Source organism: Pseudomonas helleri, from assembly GCF_001043025.1.
GTDB lineage: Bacteria > Pseudomonadota > Gammaproteobacteria > Pseudomonadales > Pseudomonadaceae > Aquipseudomonas > Aquipseudomonas helleri.
Window position 1 is genome coordinate 41,517 of the sequence record NZ_JYLD01000022.1, and the last position, 21,179, is coordinate 62,695.

The 21,179-nt window shown below is 56.8% G+C and carries 22 protein-coding genes; 21 read left to right on the plus strand and 1 reads right to left on the minus strand.

Going from position 1 to position 21,179, the window contains the following annotated elements; translation table 11 throughout:
• Window positions 1-314 precede the first annotated feature (314 nt).
• From tssB to TU84_RS26810, 21 genes are all read left to right on the plus strand, one after another.
• Entirely contained in the window at window positions 315-830 is a 516-nt protein-coding gene (gene tssB / locus TU84_RS24060; protein WP_048373666.1) for a type VI secretion system contractile sheath small subunit, read from the plus strand.
• Between the two features lie 84 nt (window positions 831-914).
• Window positions 915-2,387 carry a type VI secretion system contractile sheath large subunit gene (gene tssC / locus TU84_RS24065; protein ID WP_088500278.1) on the plus strand — a complete coding sequence of 491 codons (1,473 nt, stop codon included), beginning with the start codon at window positions 915-917 and terminating at the stop codon, window positions 2,385-2,387.
• Window positions 2,388-2,804 (plus strand): type VI secretion system baseplate subunit TssE, encoded by a 417-nt coding sequence (gene tssE / locus TU84_RS24070; protein WP_048373670.1) that lies wholly within the window; start codon window positions 2,388-2,390, stop codon window positions 2,802-2,804.
• 10 nt (window positions 2,805-2,814) lie between these two features.
• Window positions 2,815-4,581, plus strand: coding sequence for a type VI secretion system baseplate subunit TssF (gene tssF / locus TU84_RS24075; protein ID WP_048373672.1), 1,767 nt, complete (start codon window positions 2,815-2,817; stop codon window positions 4,579-4,581).
• On the plus strand, window positions 4,545-5,567 hold the full coding sequence (tssG, locus tag TU84_RS24080) for a type VI secretion system baseplate subunit TssG (protein WP_048373674.1): 1,023 nt from the start codon (window positions 4,545-4,547) through the stop codon (window positions 5,565-5,567). The genes tssF and tssG overlap by 37 nt, the downstream gene beginning before the upstream one ends.
• Window positions 5,564-6,991: a type VI secretion system lipoprotein TssJ gene (gene tssJ, locus TU84_RS25320; RefSeq protein ID WP_053225306.1), complete on the plus strand. Its 1,428-nt coding sequence runs from the start codon at window positions 5,564-5,566 to the stop codon at window positions 6,989-6,991. The genes tssG and tssJ overlap by 4 nt, the downstream gene beginning before the upstream one ends.
• 37 nt (window positions 6,992-7,028) lie before the next feature.
• On the plus strand, window positions 7,029-8,375 hold the full coding sequence (gene tssK, locus TU84_RS24090; protein WP_048373678.1) for a type VI secretion system baseplate subunit TssK: 1,347 nt from the start codon (window positions 7,029-7,031) through the stop codon (window positions 8,373-8,375).
• Window positions 8,368-9,174, plus strand: coding sequence for a type IVB secretion system protein IcmH/DotU (icmH, locus tag TU84_RS24095; protein WP_082148807.1), 807 nt, complete (start codon window positions 8,368-8,370; stop codon window positions 9,172-9,174). The genes tssK and icmH overlap by 8 nt, the downstream gene beginning before the upstream one ends.
• A 129-nt stretch (window positions 9,175-9,303) precedes the next feature.
• On the plus strand, window positions 9,304-9,816 hold the full coding sequence (locus TU84_RS24100; RefSeq protein ID WP_048373680.1) for an Hcp family type VI secretion system effector: 513 nt from the start codon (window positions 9,304-9,306) through the stop codon (window positions 9,814-9,816).
• A gap of 103 nt (window positions 9,817-9,919) precedes the next feature.
• On the plus strand, window positions 9,920-12,250 hold the full coding sequence (locus tag TU84_RS24105) for a type VI secretion system Vgr family protein (RefSeq protein ID WP_082148808.1): 2,331 nt from the start codon (window positions 9,920-9,922) through the stop codon (window positions 12,248-12,250).
• Between the two features lie 3 nt (window positions 12,251-12,253).
• A complete protein-coding gene (locus TU84_RS26170) occupies window positions 12,254-13,585 on the plus strand; it encodes a VRR-NUC domain-containing protein (RefSeq protein ID WP_157403819.1) in 1,332 nt (443 codons plus the stop codon).
• A complete protein-coding gene (locus tag TU84_RS24115) occupies window positions 13,578-14,684 on the plus strand; it encodes a type VI immunity family protein (RefSeq protein WP_053225307.1) in 1,107 nt (368 codons plus the stop codon). The genes TU84_RS26170 and TU84_RS24115 overlap by 8 nt, the downstream gene beginning before the upstream one ends.
• A 139-nt stretch (window positions 14,685-14,823) precedes the next feature.
• Complete coding sequence (locus TU84_RS24120) at window positions 14,824-15,378, plus strand: hypothetical protein (protein ID WP_053225308.1); 555 nt, start codon at window positions 14,824-14,826, stop codon at window positions 15,376-15,378.
• 385 nt (window positions 15,379-15,763) lie between these two features.
• Complete coding sequence (locus tag TU84_RS24125; protein ID WP_338152555.1) at window positions 15,764-16,351, plus strand: DUF6708 domain-containing protein; 588 nt, start codon at window positions 15,764-15,766, stop codon at window positions 16,349-16,351.
• Window positions 16,352-16,451: 100 nt separating this feature from the next.
• Window positions 16,452-16,709: a PAAR domain-containing protein gene (locus tag TU84_RS24130; RefSeq protein WP_048373686.1), complete on the plus strand. Its 258-nt coding sequence runs from the start codon at window positions 16,452-16,454 to the stop codon at window positions 16,707-16,709.
• 26 nt (window positions 16,710-16,735) lie between these two features.
• On the plus strand, window positions 16,736-16,885 hold the full coding sequence (locus TU84_RS26175) for a hypothetical protein (RefSeq protein WP_157403820.1): 150 nt from the start codon (window positions 16,736-16,738) through the stop codon (window positions 16,883-16,885).
• On the plus strand, window positions 16,872-18,218 hold the full coding sequence (locus tag TU84_RS24135) for a DUF2169 family type VI secretion system accessory protein (RefSeq protein WP_048373687.1): 1,347 nt from the start codon (window positions 16,872-16,874) through the stop codon (window positions 18,216-18,218). The genes TU84_RS26175 and TU84_RS24135 overlap by 14 nt, the downstream gene beginning before the upstream one ends.
• Before the next feature lies 1 nt (window position 18,219).
• Complete coding sequence (locus TU84_RS24140) at window positions 18,220-18,576, plus strand: DUF4150 domain-containing protein (RefSeq protein ID WP_048373689.1); 357 nt, start codon at window positions 18,220-18,222, stop codon at window positions 18,574-18,576.
• Between the two features lie 3 nt (window positions 18,577-18,579).
• Window positions 18,580-19,854 (plus strand): polymorphic toxin type 15 domain-containing protein, encoded by a 1,275-nt coding sequence (locus tag TU84_RS26180; RefSeq protein WP_053225309.1) that lies wholly within the window; start codon window positions 18,580-18,582, stop codon window positions 19,852-19,854.
• 2 nt (window positions 19,855-19,856) lie between these two features.
• Complete coding sequence (locus TU84_RS24150) at window positions 19,857-20,519, plus strand: GAD-like domain-containing protein (protein WP_048373691.1); 663 nt, start codon at window positions 19,857-19,859, stop codon at window positions 20,517-20,519.
• Between the two features lie 212 nt (window positions 20,520-20,731).
• Window positions 20,732-20,968 carry a DNA/RNA non-specific endonuclease gene (locus TU84_RS26810; protein ID WP_157403821.1) on the plus strand — a complete coding sequence of 79 codons (237 nt, stop codon included), beginning with the start codon at window positions 20,732-20,734 and terminating at the stop codon, window positions 20,966-20,968.
• A 102-nt stretch (window positions 20,969-21,070) separates the two neighbouring features.
• Here TU84_RS26810 and TU84_RS26190 read toward each other — a convergent pair.
• Window positions 21,071-21,179 (minus strand): IS3 family transposase (locus tag TU84_RS26190; protein ID WP_138762977.1); only part of this gene is annotated, 109 nt, incomplete at its 5' end.

Genomic DNA, 21,179 nt, shown 5'->3' on the forward strand with positions numbered 1-21,179 from the left:
TGATGGGCATGACATAACGCGCAAGATCCTTTCTCGCTGATAAAAAGTTCGACGTATAACGCCTTAATTGTCCGGAGCGTGGACTAACCGGCAATTAAGTAGCAAGTAAAACACTCCACAATTAACGTTATTAGTGCAATTAACAGACATATCCCTCAGCGACTTCCTGCAACTATGTAGGGCAAGTACTACCAAACTCATAATCGTAATTTCCTACAGAGAAAAGCCACACAACTAACGGCTTTGGCCGACATGACAGGCCTAGAGAAATCGGTTCCTAATAGGGCTACCTTCGAATGAAAAGGACTTTTCCCATGTCGAAAGCTCACGGTTCCGTAGCTCCAAAAGAACGCATTAACATCAAATACATTCCGGCCACAGGCGATCAACAGGCCGAAGTTGAATTGCCGTTAAAGTTACTGATAACCGGTGATTTTAAAGGCCACGGCGAAGAGTCCGCTCTTGAAGACCGACAACCCGTACGTATCGACAAAGACAACTTCAATGATGTACTGACCAAAGCCGAAGTGTCATTAGAAATGGCAGTGCCTTGCGTCTTGACCAACGATATCGAGAACGACTTGAGCATTAATTTGCAGTTCAAGTCGATTAACGATTTCGGCCCTGATGCCATCGCCCGCCAAGTGCCTGAAATGAACAAACTGCTGGAGTTACGCAACGCGCTGGTGGCGTTAAAAGGCCCGCTGGGCAATACCCCCGCCTTCCGCAAACAGTTGCAAAGCCTGCTGGCTGACGATGCTTCGCGCCAACGGCTTATTCGCGAACTGAACCTGACCCTGCCTGCCCCCAAGGATTCGCCTGACGCCTAGGCCCAAACGCCAAGCGTTACCTGCCTGTTCACTGCCCTGCGACTGCCGAAACCGAGCTCATAAAACGGAGTACCACCCATGCCGATGGAAAGTGCCAACGCCCAAATCCGGGTGACCGATGCCCCCACCTCGCTACTCGATCAACTGCTGGCCAACACCATGATGACCCCGGCCCAGGAAGGCTATGCGGTCGCCAGACAAGGCGTGGCCGCGTTCATCAGCGAGATATTGCAAAGCGGCCATCACGAACAGCCCGTGAACAAGTTCCGGGTTGATCAGATGATCAGCGAAATCGACCTTGCCTTGAGCAAGCAGATGGATGAAATCCTCCATCAGCCGCAGTTCCAGCAACTGGAATCGGCGTGGCGCGGGCTGAAACTGCTGGTGGATCGCACGGACTTTCGCGAGAACATCAAGCTCGACGTGCTGCATGTCACCAAAGAAGAAATGCTCGACGATTTCGACAACGCCGGCGACATCACCCGCAGCGGCCTCTACAAGCACGTGTACACCGCAGGCTACGGCCAGTTTGGTGGTGAACCCATCGCTGCCATGATCGGTAACTACACCTTCGGCCCTTCGTCACCGGACATCCGTTTGCTCAGCTATGTGGCCTCTGTAGGCGCCATGGCCCACGCACCGTTCGTCATGGCCGCCAGCCCCGAATTCTTCAATCTCAAAAGCTTCCAGGACCTCCCGTCGATCAAGGAGGTCAACGACATCTTTGAAGGCCCCAGCCATACCAAATGGCGCAGCTTGCGCGAGATGGAAGACTCCAAATACATCGCCGCCACCCTGCCCAGCTTTTTGTTGCGCACGCCCTATGACGGCCTGGAAAACCCGGTGCGCAGCTTCAGCTACGACGAAGCCATCGACGGCCAGCATGACAACTACCTGTGGGGCAACACGGCCTTTCTGATGGCCACCCGACTCACCGACAGCTTCGCCCGTTACCGCTGGTGCCCGAACATCATCGGCCCGCAATCGGGTGGTGCGGTAGAGGATCTGCCGGTGCATTTGTATGAATCACTGGGCCAGTTGCAAGCCAAGATCCCCACCGAAGTGCTTATTTCTGACCGCAAGGAATATGAGCTGGCAGAAGCCGGTTTTATCCCGCTGACCATGCGCAAGGACAGCGACAACGCGGCGTTTTTCTCGGCCAACTCCATTCAAAAACCCAAAGCCTTCCCCAAGACCCGCGAAGGTCAGGAGGCCCAGACCAACTACAAGCTCGGCACGCAATTGCCCTACCTGTTTATCGTCAACCGCCTGGCCCACTACATCAAAGTCCTGCAACGCGAGCAGATCGGCAGCTGGAAAGAACGCCAGGACATGGAGCGCGAGCTCAATACCTGGCTCAAGCAGTACATCGCCGATCAGGACAACCCTTCAGCCGATGTGCGCAGCCGTCGCCCGTTGCGCGCGGCCCAGATTGATGTGCAGGACGTGGCCGGCAACCCGGGCTGGTATCAGGTGTCGCTGTCGATCCGCCCGCACTTCAAGTACATGGGCGCCAACTTCGAGATCTCACTGGTCGGTCGGCTGGACACTCAGTAATTGGGCCGCGCCAGCTTGTTCGAACGTCTGGAGCCTGACGCACCACGTTACCGCCCGGGCACCGCGGACGAACAGGCCCGCCAGCGTATCGACGCGATCAAGCGCCATCTGGAGCACGTGCTCAATGCCCGCCAGGGCTGCTCGCAAAGCAGCCCTGAACTGGGCCTGCGCGACTTCAATGGCGCAGCCCAGGGCAGCTCTGACTTGGTGATCGCCATCAGCGCCGACATACGCCGCTCGATCGAGGCATTCGAACCGAGGATCAAGGTCGTTGGCGTGCGCTATCAGCCCGACCCGGATTTACCGCTGGAGCTGAACTTTCGCCTCGATTGCCAGGTGCAGCTCAACCACAAGGACGAAAGGGTGCTGATCGACGTGGCCATGCACGGTCGCGACGGCTACACCCGCGTGAAATAAAGGGGACACCATGGGCTTGAAAGAACGCTTTGCCGAAGAGATGCGTTACTTGCGTGAGCTGGGCCGTGAGTTTGCCGAGGACAACCCGCAACTGGCGCAGTTTTTGGGTGACAAGGCCAACGACCCGGATGTGGAACGGCTGCTGGAAGGCTTTGCGTTTCTCACCGCCAAGCTCGGCATGAAGATAGACGATGACCTGCCGGAGTTGACGCATCCGCTGCTGCAAATGCTCTGGCCCAACTATTTGCGGCCATTGCCCAGTTGCACCATCGTGCGTTTCAAACCGCTACCCGACGCCATCAGCCAGCGCCAGGTGCTGCCCAAAGGCACACCGCTGTTTGCCAAACCGGTGGACGGCATCAGTTGCGAGTTTCGCACCTGCACCGAGGTCAGCCTGTACCCGCTGGCGGTCAAATGCGTGAGCGATGCCCACAGCCGCGAAGCCTCAGTGGTGCGCATCGACCTCAGCGTATTGACCCGGCAACCGCTGAACAGCCTGGGCTGCGATCAACTGGATTTTCACCTGGGCGGTGGCAACGCCACGGCGCAAACCCTGTACCTGTGGATCGCCCATTACCTGAAAAGCGTGACCCTGTACGTCAATGGCACCGCCTACGGGCTGAACCCCCAAGACATCGGCTTTCCGGGGTTTACCCCGCAAGAGGCGTTGCTGCCCTACCCGCGCAATGTCTTCGACGGCTATCGGATCTTGCAGGAATACTTCGTGTTCCCGCAGCGCTTTCACTTCTTTAGCCTGACCCGTCTGGGCAAAGCCTGGCCCGCCATCAGCACCGATGAGATCCGCTTCGAGTTCCAGTTCTCCCGGCCCATGCCCGGCGACATTCGTTTACAGACCCACGACCTGCACCTGTTCTGCGCCCCGGCGGTCAACCTGTTCAGCCACGACGCCGAACCCATTGCCCTGGACGGGCGCAGCCTGGAACAGCGGGTCATCCCCACCGGGCAGCGCCCTGACGCCTATGAGATTTTCAGTGTCGACCGCGTGGCCGGCTGGAGCGCCAGCGACAAAGAACACAAGGGCGACCCGCTGCGCACCTTTACGCCTTTTGAGTCTTTTCAGCATGAGATCGAACACGCCCAGGGCCGCACGGCGCTGTACTTTCGCACCCACATCGAAGAGTCCCATGGCCGCGAGGGGTTGCAGCAGCGCATTGCCTTTGTGCGCGGCGATGAACGCGACTACATCGGCGAGCATGAAACCGCGTCCATCGAACTGACCTGCAGCAACCGTGATTTACCCCAGGCGCTGGGCATTGATGACGTGTCGCTGTCGACCGAGACCACGCCGTCCTTTGCCACCTACACCAACCTGATCGCGCCCACCCGCTCGTATCGCCCGGTGCTGGACGCCAGCCTGCACTGGACGCTGATTTCCAACCTGTCACTGAACTACCTGTCACTGCTCTCGGCAGAGCCGCTCAAGGCGGTGATCCGCGCCTATGACTTTGCCGCCTTGCACGACCTGCAACAGACCCGCGCCACCCGCAAGCGCCTGGACGGGATTGGCGAAGCCGTCACCACGCCCATTGACTGGCTGATGAAGGGCCTGCCCGTGCGCGGCCTGCACACCCGCTTGAAGCTGGACCAGCAGGCGTTCCTCTGCGAGGGCGAGCTGTACCTGTTCGCCAGCGTGCTTTCGCACTTCTTCGCGCTCTACGCAAGCATCAACTCCTTCCACAAGCTGGAAGTGATCAATACCACTAACAACGAGTGCTATGAATGGCCACTGTTGACCGGCAGACAACCCGTGATCTAGCCGACACGCTCCTGGCCGATGCGCGGAACTACTCGTTCCATCGTCTGCTGGAACACCTGCACGCGCTGCACGACGATGACCTGGAAGCCCAGCCTGCAAGCCGCGCCAGCCGTCGCCGGATTCGTTTGCAAAGCCACGCGGGCAAGGGCTTTCCGGCCTCTGACCTGACCGTTGCCGAGCGTGTCGATGAAACGCTCGGCAACGAGCGCTACCGCGTGCAAACCACGTTTCTGGGCTTGCAGGGCGCCGACTCGCCGCTGCCTGGTTATTACCTGGACCGCCTGGCCTATGAGCAAGCGCAGGGCCGTGGTATTCGCCCCGAGTTCCTCGATTTTTTCAATCACCGCCTGCTGACCTTGCTGCACCACAGCTGGCGAAAATATCGCTACTACATCCGCTTCCAGGCAAACGCTCGCGACCGCTTCTCGCGCTATGTGTTTTCCCTGATTGGCCTCAATGACAACGACCTGCGCGGCGCGACACCGCTGCCCTGGGGGCGTCTGTTGAGCTTTGCCGGGTTGATTGCCAGCCGCAGCCGTGCGCCGTCAGTGGTGAGCGGGATTGTGGAGCATTGTTTTGATCTGCACGGCGTTTACATCCGTGAGTTTGAACCGCGCTCGGTGCCCTTGCTCAAGCGCCATCGCGTGGCCCTGGGCTCACTTAACGGTGTACTCGGGGAGAATTTCACCATCGGCGACCGTGCCCGTACACGCGCCAGCCAATTCACCCTGGTGATCCCCAACCTGTCGCAAAAGCGCTTCCGGGAGTTCCTGCCCAGCGGCGGCCAGTGTGCACGGCTGCGCCAGTTGCTTGATTTTCTGGCGCGGGACGTACCGGCTTATTACGTGGAACTGGGCCTGCGCGAAGAAGACGTGCCGCCGTTCAACCTGCGCCGCGAAGGCGGGACTCACTTGGGCTGGACCAGTTTCATCGAGTGCCAGGCACAACGTCACCCCGCCGTGGTACGGATCAGGGGGCGCGCATGAACCTCACGCTGGTCATCAGCAACCCCGCGCAATTGCTCCACGGTTGCCAGCCCACCCACCGTTTTGCCTTGCACGGCGGCAGCATCGGCAGTGCGGACTGCGACTGGCTGCTCAACGACCGCAGCCACAGCGTTCGCCCCCACCATTGCCAGATCCACTGGCTGGGCAATCGCGCCTGCGTCACCGATCACTGCGGCCACACCTATGCCAACGGCCATGCCCTGCCCTTGGGCCGTGGCACCACCGTGCAGTTGAACGAGGGGGACTTTTTACACATCGGCGACTACCTAATCGCCGTGCACCTGGATGCCCATGAGCTGACAGACGACCGTCGCCACCTGAGTCAGCGCTCGCTCAATGAACTGCTCACCGGTCGCCGGGATGGCCTCGAAGACTGGAACGCCCACACGTTGCCTTTTCTGCCCCCGGCAGACACGAACACGCACATCTGCCACGAATTCGAGCAGTTGAGTCGCCCTCTGGACCCCGCCCGGGAGAGCGACCCGCTGCTGGCCCTGGAGGCGATCACCGCAGCGCCGCCATTGCACGACGTGCTGGATTATGCAGCCCACGCCAGCGCTGACAAACCCCGCGTCGAGCGCGCAAAACCCCACCGCGCCGTGCACCTCGACAGCACGCACGTGGGCGGCCATATCCGCTTCGCCCTGTTGCTGCTCGGCTGCCTGGCGTTGGTCGGTTGCACCCTGCTCGGCAAGATCGGCCAGGTGATCTGGACGCCGTCGATCCCGGTGGGCGGACCTGATGATCAACCCAGCCGCTACTCGTTGAGCCTGTATGCCAGCCACAGCGTCAATCAGCGCCTGATCATCCCCGGAGCCGGCCCCGCCGAAACGCCGATTCGTTCGCCCTATACCGTGAGCGTGGAGGCCGCCAGCCCGCAGGCGCTGACCGAGCAATTGCAGGCGCTGCTGGATCACGTTCACGAGACCGTCACGCCGCAGTCAGCGGGCCTGCCAGAGCCCGACGCGGACACACAAATGTCTGTGGTTGAAGCCTCGCCCTTTGGCGACTACGACGCCCCCGGTGTCAGTTTGTCTACCCCGCAAGACGCTGAAGCGCCGCGCTCCATCGCCAGCCCCATTGCGTTCAAGGTGCTGCAACTGAGCGATGACAGCCTGCTGCGCAACGCCAGTCTCCAGACGCTGACGGATGACCTGAAAAAGACCTTGGGCAGCACCTGGATCCGCGCCGACGACTACCTGCTGCAGCCGGGCCAATTCAAATTTATCGACCCGCAGAGCCTGGACGAAGACACGCGATTTATCGCGGTGATCGCCCACTACTACGACGCCGACAACGCCCAGTGGAAGCAGACCCTGCGCGTAGACCCCGAGGGCCATCAATACGCGCTGCTGGTGCAACTGGACGCCGCCAGCGTTGAGCTCAAAGGGGAAACCCGATGAATGCCTTTTCACCCCCTTTCACGCAGAGAGCCCACTGATGAGTTCACGTCACCCGGTCATTTGGTACGAGGGGTTGTTCGTCAAACCCCAGCATTTCCAGCAACAGGCCCGCGCCGCCGAAGCGGCCGTGCAGCAACGCCTCAACAGCCTCAACGACGCGCTCTATGGTTTCAGCGAACTGGCGCTCAACAGCGAGTACCTGAGCTTTGGCAAGATCGCCCTGACCCGGGCACGCGGGATCATGCCCGACGGCAGCGCCTTTGATATCCCCACTGATCAGGCGCCGCCCACCCCGCTGGAAATTACCCACAGCAGTGCGGCCAACCAGACCGTGTTCCTGACGCTGCCGCTCAAGTCGGCTCAGGCCCTGGAAATACGCTGGCCCGAAGGCTATGCCAACAGCCGTTACCTGGCCCAGCAGGTGGATGTGCGTGACACCCACAGCGAAGTCGGCGATGTGACCACGATGAACGTGGCCGTGCCCAACCTCAAGCTGATGCTTGAGGACGAAGACCGCAGTGCCTTTACCTGTATCGCCGTGGGCAAGATCCTCGATAAACGCCCCGACGGCAGCCTGGTGATGGACGAGCATTTTTACCCCACCTGCGTGTCCTTGCAGGCCGTACCGGTGCTGCAACGCTACCTCGGGGAAGTGGCCGGGCAGATCCGCGAGCGGGCCAAAAACCTGGCTGAACGCATCGGCTCGTCGGGGCAATCGGGGGTAGCCGATGTCACCGATTTCAACCTGCTGCAAACCCTCAACCGGATGTACCCGCTGTTCCAGCACCTGGCCCGGCAACGCAATGTCCACCCCGAGCGGCTGTACATCACCTTCGCCCAGGCCTGCGGCGAACTGGTGACCTTTACCGACGAGGGCCACCTGCCCCAGGAGTACCCGGCCTACCAACACGACAACTTGCGGGCCTGCTTCAAACCCCTGGAGCACACCTTGCGCCGGGCGCTGGGGACCGTCTTGCAGCCGCGCGCCGTGTCGCTGCCCATCGTCGCCCAGGAATTCGGCGTGCTCACTGCGCTACTGGGCGACAAACGCCTGCTGGACACTGCCGAGTTCATCCTCGCGGTACGCGCCAATCTGCCGCTGGAAACCCTGCGCGAGCAGTTGCCCAAACAGATAAAAATCAGCGCCACCGAAGCCTTGGGCGAACTGGTCAGCTTGCAGTTGCCGGGCATTGCCCTGATCCCGCTGCCCGTGGCGCCGCGCCATCTGCCGTTCCATGCCGGCTTCAGCTACTTCGAACTCGACCGGCATCACCCAGGCTGGCAGAGCCTGAGCACAGGCAGCGGGTTCGGCTTCCATGTCGCCGGCGACTTCCCGGAACTGGAGCTGCAGTTCTGGGCGATCAGGAGTGAAAAAAATGAGTGAAGACACCACGCCTGAGTCCTCCATCAAAGCGCTTGAGGACGCGGTTACCCCCGCCCCGCCGGTCATCACAGAGCAAACGCAAACGTACCTGGCCGACCCTGAATTCGAGTTGCGCGGCCTGGCCTGGAATCCGTTGTGCGACCCGGCCATGCCCCTGATCGGCCTGCTGATCCGCCTGCGCCACCTGGACCGGCATGCCGATATCAACGCGCTGTACCGCGACCTGCATAACCAGATCAGCACGATCATGGAAGAGCTCAATTCGCTGGACTATGACCCTGGCGCGCTCAAGGCGTATTCCTACAGCCTGTGCCTGCTGGTGGACGAAGTGGTGATGAGCACACCATGGGGCAGGTGTTCAAACTGGAGCACGCGCTCGCTGCTCAGTGTTTTTCATCATGAATCCTGGGGCGGCGAGAAGTTCTTCACCCTGCTCGCCCGCATGGCCACCGACGCCGCCAAATACCAGCACGTGCTGGAGTTCATGTACCTGTGCCTGTGCACGGGCCTCAAGGGTAAACACGGCAACGTGCCCCGAGGCGATGACGAACTGCAACGGATCATCAATCACCTGCACGGCCTCTTGCGCCCGCTGCGTGGCGAGACGCCCAAACGCCTGACCGAACCCCTGACCCACGTCGCCCCGCGTAACTACCGCATCAAACGCGCGTGGCCGCTGTGGACACCCTGGGCCATGGCGGGCGCGGTGCTGGTCGTGGCGTACACGGTGTACGCCGTGCGTTTGCACGGCATCACCCAGCAAGTGCTGGTTTCCCTCGACCGGATTCTCACGCTGTAGCCGATTTTCAGCGCCCCCGTGTCGGGCGTCTGTAAACCCTTGGTCCTTATCGGGCCATAAACCCATGCCGTCACACCGACGGTAGCAACCCCATCGGGTTGTTCTATTGATCGTTACAAGGAGTTTGTCATGCCAACACCTGCCTACATCAGCATCCACGGCCAGACCCAGGGCCACATCACCAAAGGCGCGTTTACCGGCGACTCGGTGGGCAACGTGTATGTGGAAGGCCATGAGGACGAAATTCTGGCCCAGGAAGTCGACCACCTGATCAGCACCCCCACCGACCCGCAAAGCGGCCAGCCTTCGGGGCAACGGGTACACAAACCGCTGATCTTCACCAGTGCCTTGAGCAAGGCCTCGCCCATGCTCTACCAGGCGCTGGCCACCGGCGAAATGCTGCCCACCGTTGAGGTCAAGTGGTTCCGCACCTCCACCGATGGCAAACAGGAGCACTTCTTCACCACCAAGCTGGAAGACGCCACCGTCGTCGAAATCCACACCCTGCTGCCCCACGCCCAGGACAGCGATAACGCCAACTACACCCAACTGATCAAGACCAGCCTGGCCTACCGCAAGGTCAGTTGGAGCCACGTGGTTGCAGGGACCGAAGCCTCAGACGACTGGCGCAAGCCGGTTTAACCCACCGCTGTTTCTGCCCGCTCTGGCAGGCAGTTTTATGTGTTCGCCAGCGCACGCCCCGTTGCCATGACGGGGCGTGCGGTAGCGTGCCTCAGGAGCGCCCATGCCCCGTCAAAGCGATCTGCGTTTTACCTTCGAGCCCCTGCAAGGCGATGCCTTTGAGGTGGTCGAGTTCAAGCTCGAAGAAGGCTTGTCGCAACCCTTCAAATTAAACCTGGACCTGGTCAGCCACGACCCGGCGGTGGACTTTAATCGTGTCCTTGATCTGGGCGCGCTGTTCACGGTGTGGCGCGGCGACACGCCGGTGCGCTATGTCCATGGTCTGGTCAGTCTGTTCTGTCAGGGCGACACCGGTTTTCGCCGTACCCGCTACCACGCGGTGATCGAGCCGACTTTGGCCCGCGCGGGCCTGCGCTCCAACTGGCGGATGTTTCAGTACAAAACCGTGCCCGAGATCATCGCCCTGGTGCTCAAGGGCCAACGTATCACCGACCTCGAAAAACAGATCTGTTTCGATCACCAGACCCGCGAATACTGCGTGCAGGCGGGTGAAACCGACCTCGACTTTATTACCCGCCTCGCCGCCGAAGAAGGCCTGCTCTACATCTTCGAACACCGCACTGATGGCCACACCTTGATCCTCACCGATCGCGTCGGCGGTCTGGGCACCATCGGCACCCACAAAGACTGCCCGGTGCTTTATCAGCCCATGGGCGGTGGCGATTCGGCAGAGCCTGCCTTGCATCGCTTTAGTTATACCGAGCAGGTGCGCACTTCTCGCCAGGTGCAGCGCGATTACACCTTCACCCACCCGCGCTACAACCAGCAGCACACCGCTGATGGCGGCCTGGCCCTGAAAAACCAGCACAAGGATTACGAGCGCTACGACTACCCCGGCCGCTACAAACGCGATGCGGCGGGTAAACCGTTTACCAAGACCCGCCTCCACGCCTTGCGCAGCGACGCGCGCATGGCCGAACTCGAAGGTGACGACGCCCGCCTGCAACCCGGTCTGGCCTTCGACCTGAGCGAACACCCACGCCCCGATTTCAACGATCGCTGGCGCAGCATCGCCCTTGAGCACACCGGCAAACAACACAGCAGCCTGCAAGAAGAAGCCGGCGGCAGCGACTACAGCACCACCTACCATTTAAAGGCCAGCGCCATCCGCTGGGACGCCGAATGGAAAGCCCCGTTGCAGCCCAAACCCTGCATCGACGGCCCGCACACCGCCACCGTGGTCGGCCCGCCGGGCGAAGAGATCTACTGCGACGAATGGGGCCGGGTCAAAGTCAGCTTCCCGTGGGACCGCGACAGCCAGGAAAACGACCACAGCTCCTGCTGGATCCGCGTCACCCAAGGCTGGGCGGGCACCTTATGGGGTGCCATGGCCGTGCCGCGCATCGGCCAGGAACTGATCATCAGCTACCTCGACGGCGACCCCGACCAACCCATCGCCACCGGCAGAGCCTACCGCCAGGCCAACCTGCCGCCCTACGAACTGCCCAAACACAAAACCCGCATGACCATCAAAAGCCGCACCCACAAAGGCACGGGGTTTAACGAACTGCGCTTTGAGGATGAGGTGGGCCAGCAAGAGGTTTACATCCATGCCGAGCGGGACAAGAACGTTTACATCAAGCATGACAGCACGACGTTTGTGGGGAATGACAGGAAGGAAGAGGTAGCGCGGGATGAAACCCTTGAGATTGGTCGTGACCGGACCGAACACGTCAGCAACGATGAATCAGTAAGCATTGGTCAGGATCAACGTCTTACCGTCGCTCGTGATCGATTCCAGCATATCGGTCACAACCACGAAGTCATCATTGAAAACGACCGTATTGAACATGTTGGCAACCATCGTAACGACAAAACCGGAGCAAATCATCACATTCAAAACGGCGGGAATTTTGACCACGTAGTGCAAAGTAACTACCGGCTTGCAACCGGGCAAACGATTGAGCAAAAGACTGCAAGCTATGAGGTTAAGGCCGGGCAGCGCATTGTCTTCAAGGCTCCAGGAGGAACTATCACCCTCGATGAAACGGGTATTACTCTCGATGGGATAGCCATAAAGATCAAGGGCCCTGTCGATATGCATCGAAAGGCAAATACCAATGAAAGTTGGTGGGGAGAAGGCAGCCCGCCAACAGGCGCTCTAAAAGAATTTTTTATTCTGCGCGATTCTAATACGGGTAAGCCACTGGCTAACCATCCTTACGAAATTGTTCGCGGTAGTGGCCACACCTTGCGCGCTAGAACAGACAACGAAGGTAAGACTCAAATCGTGAATTCAAGCGATACAGAGCCTTTGAAAATTCAAGCCCTGACGAATGAGAAAGCTCTCGTAAAGCTTAGTGCCGGGTACTGGGATGACTTTAGTGTTATGGACATTGACTTCTCCCGAACACCAAATGCAGATGAGAACTAAACCATGAACGAGCTACCAAAACGAAAGACTGCAAGTAAATCACCAGATGGCAAATTACACAGTGTCACTAAACCCAGCGCCAGCGGCGTGGTGTTACCTGTCGAGGATCCACTCGACTTATGGTATCTATGCGAAAAAGCCTCGTTTGCCAAAGCAACCCCCTATTTGCGAGCAAAAGATGGACAACCGATGTATCAACGTACAGTCTCGCGATTAGTCCGTTGTGACAATGAAGCTTTTAAGTATCACTTTCCTTATTGTGGCGAAGTGGGTTTTGACATGAGCAAAAACCCACCGCAACCCATCATGAGTAAACGTGAACCGCATCGCCCCAGCAACTTTCCGCTATCTCAATATCAGCAATTACGTAACCGCCACTTTGAGCAGCTGGCCAGCATGCGCGTTGAGGTCGATCTATTGAGTAAAACAGACCTTGAACAAATACTTTCACCGACACCATCAACTAAAAGCGGCTTACTTTGGATTGACGGAATAAAAAATCCTCGGGGATTGCTGCGCATACCTGATGTTTTGCGCTTAAGAACGTTCACTAATCCTGGTAAATCGCAGTACAGCCAAGATAATTTGGTGTCAGTTATAGAGATGAAATTCCCGGGAGATAGTCTTACACCAATTCAACGGCTGGCGTATCAACGTATTGCTGGAAACTCGACAAAACTACGGCTATTAGAAACAAAAAACTGCGATTCAAGCGACAAACAAAAAAGACGCGACTGGGTCCGAGCATCTGAAAGCGAACCCGTGTACAAACCGGTCGGTCAAGTCATGAGTTTAGCGTCCCGGGCTTCCGCAGCCAGACATAAACTGTTAATTGGGCATATTGATGCAGAGCATGCATCGGCTCGCTTGAAGTTAGAGACTCAAATCGTAGCAACTGGTAATCCAGGGATGATAGCGACGCCAGATACTCGAGATATCCAGGCACAAAATCGAAAGGCGGTGGCAGGTATTGAAATAGCCCTAGCGGCGCCATTTGTCGCTATTGGTGCTGCCATGCTCGCCATTACAGCGGCGCCTGCAACTGTGACCGCCAATGGTACTGTGATGGTCGCCAATGCTGGCGGGCATTCTATTCGTTTTAAGCCATTTATCTCTGCAGCCAAGAAAGCTTTTGCAGGAAGTACTGTGGGGGCTGGGGCAGCCATGCCCGCCTTCGCCCAATCCGAGACCGCACCTTCGCATTCAGCCCTAGCCGCCGAAGATCAAGAAAATATGGCCCGTTGGGCTGAATGGAATAAACGTCAAGAACACCTACAGACCACCCTACATAACTATGTGTTTTGGGAAGATCTGCCGGAGATAAGCAATGAGTGAAGAACAGTTTTTTAAAAACTTTGACGCCCATCGCTGGGACCTCACCATCGTCGATGAGGAAGATGAAGAGCAACCGGTTTTGCAGGTGGGATTAGTAGCGACTTTTTACCTCGCAGATGCATATCTACCTGTTCGACGAAAACATGTTGCAGAGGCTTTCGAGCTGTACTGCAAGCATTTTGGTGACAAACTTTCGTGGGGGTATATGGGAAGTGAAAAAATCAAAACGCAAAATTTCTGCCCTCAAACAATGCATAGTTGCCTTTCCTACATACAATCTGACGGGCTCACTGATTCAGCTTCATTTATGTGGTCATCTCAGCAAGGGTTCGAACATCCGGGAGACTACATATTTGAAGCATTACTCCCCGTTGAATGGTTCGAACGAATTCATAACGCTCTCTCAACTGTAAGATTTTACCTTCCAATAGAAGAAATAAAAAAAACCGGCACGCACCGTTTCGAAAATTTGATAGTGGACATGTGTAACATATTGCGCCCCTTACATGGAGCAGCAGGCCTGGGCATCCAAAACAGTTATGAACTACAAAACTATCAGCATATCGAATACCAGTTACTTAATGACTATAGAGGCATAGATCTAACCCTTTTAATTGCAAACGATAGCTGGCGTACTGGCTACACGAATCTAAACTGGTACACCTACATGGCCCACCATTGGATAAGTAAACTTGGCACAACTGAAGAGTTACTCAAACAACTTGATGATGTTCGTATTGGAATCTTGCCGTACCAATGGGGCACGATTTTTCGTGCCGGTGATTGGCCTGCTTTGGGGAAATTGGATATCGATCCACAACCAGAGCTTTATGTGATGGTTAATGAAGTACTCAAGCCCCTACGGGTCAGTAATATCGGATCACTCCATTACGGTTCAATTGCCGGCGAAACCAGGCTCAACGAGCGCACCAGCAACCATTGGATGCGCCGCTTTGATCTGCCCAAAAATAGTCCGAAGCACGCTCCCTCTCCCCTGTACAGGCGCATATCTAAAGAAGAGCAGCAGCGTTTAACTGCTGATAAAAAAATTCTTGATGACTTTTTAAACCACCCCTACGACGACACATTCAAATTTTAACTGCAGAGACCAGGCCAATTAAAGATTAGAAAACTAAAGAGCCTCGATTGTAGGGCTGCCAAGACAAACGCGCCGCTGCTACTTCGGTTTTCACAATGAAACACCGCCCATTCATTGGAACAAACCTGAACATGCCGCCATGGCCATTGCCGAACTCAACGCCGCGACCATGGGGGTTGAGGCGGGCGTCAACTTCAGCTTGCGACTCGTTGAAACCGACTCACCCGGCAACATGGGCAAAAGCTCGGCAATCCTCAGGCGACAACTGGAATATCGCCTGGTCCTGCCGCTCTTCGATGCCAAGCGTTCGGCATATCGCTGGTCACTTACGGTCCATCGCCACGGCGATGGTGCGGCCGATCAGTACTTGGGCGGTGAAGTCGTGGCGCAAGGCAATTTGAACCCGCCCGAACTGGCGACGCCAACCAGCAAGCGTCAAACAGCACTGGCCGTTCCCAAACTGCCAAAAAAACCGGATTACCAGGCCAGCAGCACCACACCCACCCTAAATATTCGGACAGTCACGTCCGCCGATGCCCGCACGCTGCAAATAAAAGATATCAAAGGCGCGATTGAGCTGCTGCCCGATAGCCGTCGACACAACATCGAAGCGGCCACTTTGTCCCTGACCTACTGGCCAAATCGCGACATTCTCGATGCCTATGCGGAACTCACCTTTATGGATCACCAGTAAACCACATGGCCTGTCTGCTGTTAGTCCGCTTATTTCGTATCTGTCCTACGGCAAACCTTGCTGAAAGCCATTAACACTGAACTTGACCATTTACTGCTGGCAGCCTCCTCGAAAGATCGAAGAGGTAAATGGCACTTACCTGAACCGGAAAGAACACATGTTATTTAAAACACCTTTGCTCGATAAACCAGCTCCGGGCTGGAAGCGTGATTTACCGGGGCCAAACGAGCCTCCATCCATAGAGCCTTACCCGCCAGTACTCACTAATCCTCCCAATCATGTTGATAATGTATACCTTGAGTTGTCGCGCGCCACCGTAAGAACTCGGGGCGTTGGTGTTTGGTTAGCAGTTTTTTTTCTATTGCTATCAATCATCACCCCCTTCATGTGGATTGCTATTTTTAGAACAACTGGAGATATCCCTTCTTTTGTATTTCATTTCTTCGGTCTCTTTGCGTTTATAGCTCCTATATGGGGAGGTGTGTACATCTGGCGAATGGACACTTCAGCCACACGCGACGAACCCATCCGCTTCAACCGCGCCCGACGCAAGGTCTATGTCTACCGCTTCCGTCACAACGGCCTCAAGCCCTTCAGCCGCAGCGCCTGGGGGGCACGCGCTGAAGTGTATGACTGGGACAATCTGCACGCCGAGGCCTGCAGCATTTATGGCGCCATGGGCAGCGGCGGTCTGATTGAGACGGTCACTCTGGCCGTTCTGGAGCCTGGCACCTACAAGGTGATTGATCGCTTTCATTTCGCCCATGAGCTGCAACAAGGTGAAATGTACTGGGCCATGGCCCAGCTCTTTATGCAGCAAGGCCCGCAAGCGCTGCCCTTGTTCCCGCGTCCGCCCCGTGACTGGAACAACGAAAAAATACGCTTCAACCTCGCCCGCCGCCTCGCGCCCAAAGTGCACTGGCCAGAGGCTATCGACCTGGAGTCACGCTCAGCGCCGTCGATGCACGACTAACCACTCCTGTTACTGCTTTTAACCTCACACCCCACGTTCCGTTGCGCAGGTTTCAAGCGCAGCGCAATCCCCCTGCGACATCACTTTTTGAGGATTTTCTATGCCTGCAGTCGTACTGGTCGGCCATGACCACATTTGCCCGCTGTGCGGCCCCACCACGGTTAACAGTGGCGCAGCAGCGTTCAATATCAACAACAGCGCGGTCGCGCGTGTTGGCGACACTTTGGGTTGCGGTGCTGTCATTACCAGCGGTTCGGCTCTGATGACCATCGAGGGCAAAGCCGTCGCACGCGTAGGCGATACCACAGACCACGGCGGATCGCTGGAAAACGGCGACGCCAGTTGGCTGGTCGATTAACGCTTACCTATGACCAGGAGACGCCCATGCGCCATCAACACGATCTGCGCTTTATCTTCGAGCCCCTGCCGGACGATGCCTTTGAGGTTTTTCTACAGATTTTGACCAGCTGGTTTCGCCTGAAGCCCACCGGTGTTCAACGCCCTCGTGCGAGGAGGCGTCATGGAATTTCGTAACCTGACGCCCTTCGATGCGCTGTGTTTTAGCGCCCTGGGTGTGGACGATCAAGAGTATCCGGTGCTGGCCATGAAGGTCGGTTATCGGTTGTTGCCAGTGGATGGCCAACCGGGGCAATTGCGCGCCGAGGTCATGGACGTTGAGCCCGTAGCGTTGTATACCGATGACGCCTATTACGGTGAAGAAGGGACCAGCAGCGTCAGCGAAGAAAGCGACCTGGCCCCCTTTAAACCGCGCTGCGATGTGATCGTCGTGGGACTTGCACATGCGCCGCAGGGATTGCCGGCCACGTCGTGGAACGCAGGCGTGCGCTTGAGCATTCCGGTCGCGCACGAGCACATAGACGTGCCGCTGCCCGAACCATTGAGCCCCGGCGAACGGTTGAACGAATACCAGCTTCAAGAATGGCAAGCGAAACGCGTGGCCGCCGCCAAGGCACACGCCAATGCGCCTACCCGGCGCAATCTGCTGGACAAACAGTTGCGTTTTAGCGGGCCACGGCAGTTTAAAGACAGCCTGTTTGGCGGTTGGCAACTGACTCAAGCGCAGCCCGTTCTGAGCGTTCCGCTGCGCTGGGAATATGCCTTTGGCGGCAGCAGCGTGGTGCGCAACCCCGAGCACCTGTTAAAGCCTGACAGCCCGGAGTATCTGCTCAACGAGGTCTGCTACAGCAATCCGTTGGGCAGCGGCTGGATCGAGAAACGCCAGGAGCAGTTGGGCTTCAAGCTGGATGCGCCCCTGCGGGTGCTGCCTGCGCCGCAAATCGAAGCAATCGACAGGCCCGTGTTGCACCTGGATAAAGCCAAACACCCTGATGGACTGCTCGACTCCACGCAAATGATGCAGGTGGCCGGCACCTACAAATACCAACCCGCAGGTTTTGGGGTGGTCGGCCGGGCCTGGGCACCGCGACTGGCTCTGGCCGGTAACTACGACGCTGTATGGCAAGCAGAGCGCTGGCCGGGTCTGCCTTATGACTTTGACTTCGCCTACTGGAACGGTGCGCCCACCGATCAACAGATCGAATTTCCACCGCCCAACCTGCGCATCGAACTCTTCAACTTGACCGACCCGAGCCTGACACCCAGCGGATTCGCGCAGGTGGAAATGCCCGGCCATCGAGCGTTTGTGTTGTTGCGTTTGTTCAACGGCGCCTTGTTGCCGCTGCCCATGCTCACCGACACCCTGCGCATCGACACCGAGGCCATGACCCTGGTGCTGACCCATCGCATCAGCCTGCCCAATAACCTCGATATACGGGTGCTCGAAGCGCGCTTTGAGACCGATCCGGCGGCGCAGCTGATCAAGCGTTCAGTGCGGGAGGTGCATTGATATGGCCGATAACGTCATCGCCCGCAAACAGACCAAATGGAAGGTGATCAGCATCGTCCCGGACGTGTGCAAAACCCCGATGGGCAGCGCCATCCCGCCTGTGCCCTACCCCGTCACCGCCGAACTCAAAACCGCCACCGGCGTGGCCAACTCCGTGCGCGCCAATGGCAAACCGGTGGTGGTCTACGACATGAGCCTGGTGCCCACCACCCAAGGTGACCAAGCGGGCGCGGCCAAAGGCATCAAGAGCAACACCGTCGGCGGCAAATGCTACCCGCTGGAAAAAAGCAGCAGCGTGCGCGCTGAGGGCAAATTGATCGTGCGCCATGGCGATATGTTCTGGATGAATGGGGTCTAGAACATGGCCGAGCCCCTAGAGATCAACATCAGCAAATCCTTCGTCGAGCATGGCGGCAAGCAATGGGCGACCTATGAAAACGGCGGTGGCGTTACGGTTCAGGTCTGGAAAAACCAACAACTCGAACTCCAGCGCGATCTCAGCTACACCGACTACGCAACATTCAGGGAAAAAGCCCCGGAACTTGGACTGCGCGACTACCCCGCTCCGCTCATGCGCCGCCAAGGCGGCACAAATGCAAACGGCAATACGCTGGGGCGTGTGGTGGGAGAAACTGCGCCAACTGCAGTGCCCGCCACACAGGCCAATGCGGCGATAGAAGCCGAAACCCAAGAGGAAGGCATCACCGGAGAACACGTTCTCGATGGCCTCCAGCTAGGCCTGGATGTGGTGGGCCTGATCCCAGTGGTGGGAGAAGCGGCAGACATTATCAGCGCTGGCATCAGCCTTGCTCGCGGGGACTATGTAGGCGCTGGACTGTCACTGCTTTCGGCCATACCGTTTGTGGGGTATGCGGGTACTGCGGGCAAAGCCACGCGCTATGGCGCGAAGATGGCTGAGGCTTCGGGTAAAGTCGGGAAGGAGGCGGCTGATAAGGCAGCCAAAGAGGCGGAGAGGAAGGTTAGGGAAGAAGTGGTCCGCAAGGAGCAACAAGGAGCAAAAATCAAACCAAAAAAAATGCCTAAGAAAAAAACAGAGTGCTTCGATCCGCGAAATTCAAAAAAATATAAAAAAATGAACGAAGCCGAACAAAAGGAATACCTACGACAATATGCTCGGCAGCTCAAACGACAGGAAGACTCCATAAACAACATGCTGGCCAAAGACTTTGCCGAGGCTCGAAGTAAGTTCAATGTTGCTAAGAAAACGTCCCCTAGTAACGGAGGTCGAAATCCACAGGCCGCCGCAGCTCAAGAGGCTTATCGGAGTAAGCGGGCTAAGGCAATAGAGCGCAGCATTTACGAGAACACTATCAGGAAGAATCCAAAAATCGATCCAAGAGTGGCTGAATCCAATGCAGCCTCCAAAACCAAAGAAATCATGGGCTCTCTGGCAGCGCTGCACGAACCAGACATGGTCGCAGGTGGTTGGCATCAACCCAAGCCATCAGCACTTGGCGATAAAGCCGTAAATAGCGCCATTGGCGGAAGCTGGAGTCAAAAAGGACGAGTAAAACTGCTGGAAGATACTGCCAAAAAAGCAGTCGCCCGCGGTGATGGCTCAAATGTAATGAATGTGGAACTAACAATCTGCCCTCCAGGCAAAAAAGGAAAATAAACATGAGAGACCCTCATTTCGAATACTTCATCGAGAAATTTGGCGAAGCCACTTACAGCACGCCTGTTTCAGAAGCCACCCTTGCTCAATGGACCGGCAAGCTCCCTCCCATCTTGATGACTTACTGGCGTGAAGAAGGCTGGGCAGGGTATGCAAACGGACGAGTATGGACAGTTAATCCCGATGAATATGAAGACATCAAGGATGCATGGCTTGAGGGGACACCGTTTGTCAACATAGATAACTTCCACGTCATTGCCCGCGATGCCTTTGGCGACCTCTACTTGTGCGGCGAAACAACAGGCGCAAGCGTCACCATCACTTGTATTCACAACGAAATCCTCGCTCTGAAAAACCAGCTCAACCCCAAACCCTTACCAGATCACGATCCTTCCATTCAGGCGCTGTTTGGTTCTGCCAAGCTAGAAGACTTCGACTACCCTGACGCCAACGGGAAACTACTGTTTGAACGCGCTATAAAGAAGTACGGCCCACTTGAGCCCGATGAAATGTACGGCTTCGAACCTGCGCTCGTTGTGGGTGGAAGCGCTACATTGGATAACCTTCGACGCCTTAAGCTGGATCCACACCTCCACATTTTGCGTCAATTCGACAGTCCGACTCTTCCTTTCTCCAACATCGATTTTGACAAGTTTATGAAATAGCCATAAGTTCAAAAGCGGCCCACATCTGGAGGGTGTCCAGGCATTCGTCGCGCAACAACATGCGCCGACGACACGCTGTGCGTGCTGCTCGATCTGTTGGCCGACTGCACCTCGGAAGATCCGTTGCACATTGAGGCATTGCACCAAACCCTCGGCCGGGAAGCCATTACACCCTGCTGCGTCCCGATTTTATGCATACGCCATTAGACGAAATGAACCATTTTGCACAAAATGGAAATTTCAATAATAGCTCCTATAGAAAACTAGAAAACTCTTGGGAGCGAATGCTAAAAGACAAGAAAGATGTACCCATAGAAAGAACCCAAAAATACACTGGAGATTCCCTACAACCGGACACATTAAAAAAAACAATGGACAGACGGGATTCCTCAAGACTTTATAATATTCGGAAACAAATTCGGCGTATAGCACAGGAGCCAACTCTATGAAACATGAAATCATAGACTTAGATGAAATCTATACAGAGATTGGCCAAGAGCTGATAAATTTGATACCTGACGACTTCAAAGAATTGAATCGCCCCGGGTTTCCTAGACACTCTCCAGGCTCGCTGCGTAACGCTTTTCAAACTCTACCGGTGACAGCTGATTGTTGAAACTGTGGCGTCGTTTTGGGTTGTAAAACATCTCGATGTAATCG

Coding starts and splice junctions, on each gene's coding strand:
- tssB (WP_048373666.1), top strand. CDS start 315: ATGTCGAAAGCTCACGGTTCCGTAGCTCCAAAAGAACGCATTAACATC.
- tssC (WP_088500278.1), top strand. CDS start 915: ATGGAAAGTGCCAACGCCCAAATCCGGGTGACCGATGCCCCCACCTCG.
- tssF (WP_048373672.1), top strand. CDS start 2,815: ATGGGCTTGAAAGAACGCTTTGCCGAAGAGATGCGTTACTTGCGTGAG.
- tssG (WP_048373674.1), top strand. CDS start 4,545: ATGGCCACTGTTGACCGGCAGACAACCCGTGATCTAGCCGACACGCTC.
- tssJ (WP_053225306.1), top strand. CDS start 5,564: ATGAACCTCACGCTGGTCATCAGCAACCCCGCGCAATTGCTCCACGGT.
- tssK (WP_048373678.1), top strand. CDS start 7,029: ATGAGTTCACGTCACCCGGTCATTTGGTACGAGGGGTTGTTCGTCAAA.
- icmH (WP_082148807.1), top strand. CDS start 8,368: ATGAGTGAAGACACCACGCCTGAGTCCTCCATCAAAGCGCTTGAGGAC.
- TU84_RS24100 (WP_048373680.1), top strand. CDS start 9,304: ATGCCAACACCTGCCTACATCAGCATCCACGGCCAGACCCAGGGCCAC.
- TU84_RS24105 (WP_082148808.1), top strand. CDS start 9,920: ATGCCCCGTCAAAGCGATCTGCGTTTTACCTTCGAGCCCCTGCAAGGC.
- TU84_RS26170 (WP_157403819.1), top strand. CDS start 12,254: ATGAACGAGCTACCAAAACGAAAGACTGCAAGTAAATCACCAGATGGC.
- TU84_RS24115 (WP_053225307.1), top strand. CDS start 13,578: ATGAGTGAAGAACAGTTTTTTAAAAACTTTGACGCCCATCGCTGGGAC.
- TU84_RS24120 (WP_053225308.1), top strand. CDS start 14,824: ATGGCCATTGCCGAACTCAACGCCGCGACCATGGGGGTTGAGGCGGGC.
- TU84_RS24125 (WP_338152555.1), top strand. CDS start 15,764: ATGTGGATTGCTATTTTTAGAACAACTGGAGATATCCCTTCTTTTGTA.
- TU84_RS24130 (WP_048373686.1), top strand. CDS start 16,452: ATGCCTGCAGTCGTACTGGTCGGCCATGACCACATTTGCCCGCTGTGC.
- TU84_RS26175 (WP_157403820.1), top strand. CDS start 16,736: ATGCGCCATCAACACGATCTGCGCTTTATCTTCGAGCCCCTGCCGGAC.
- TU84_RS24135 (WP_048373687.1), top strand. CDS start 16,872: ATGGAATTTCGTAACCTGACGCCCTTCGATGCGCTGTGTTTTAGCGCC.
- TU84_RS24140 (WP_048373689.1), top strand. CDS start 18,220: ATGGCCGATAACGTCATCGCCCGCAAACAGACCAAATGGAAGGTGATC.
- TU84_RS26180 (WP_053225309.1), top strand. CDS start 18,580: ATGGCCGAGCCCCTAGAGATCAACATCAGCAAATCCTTCGTCGAGCAT.
- TU84_RS24150 (WP_048373691.1), top strand. CDS start 19,857: ATGAGAGACCCTCATTTCGAATACTTCATCGAGAAATTTGGCGAAGCC.
- TU84_RS26810 (WP_157403821.1), top strand. CDS start 20,732: ATGAACCATTTTGCACAAAATGGAAATTTCAATAATAGCTCCTATAGA.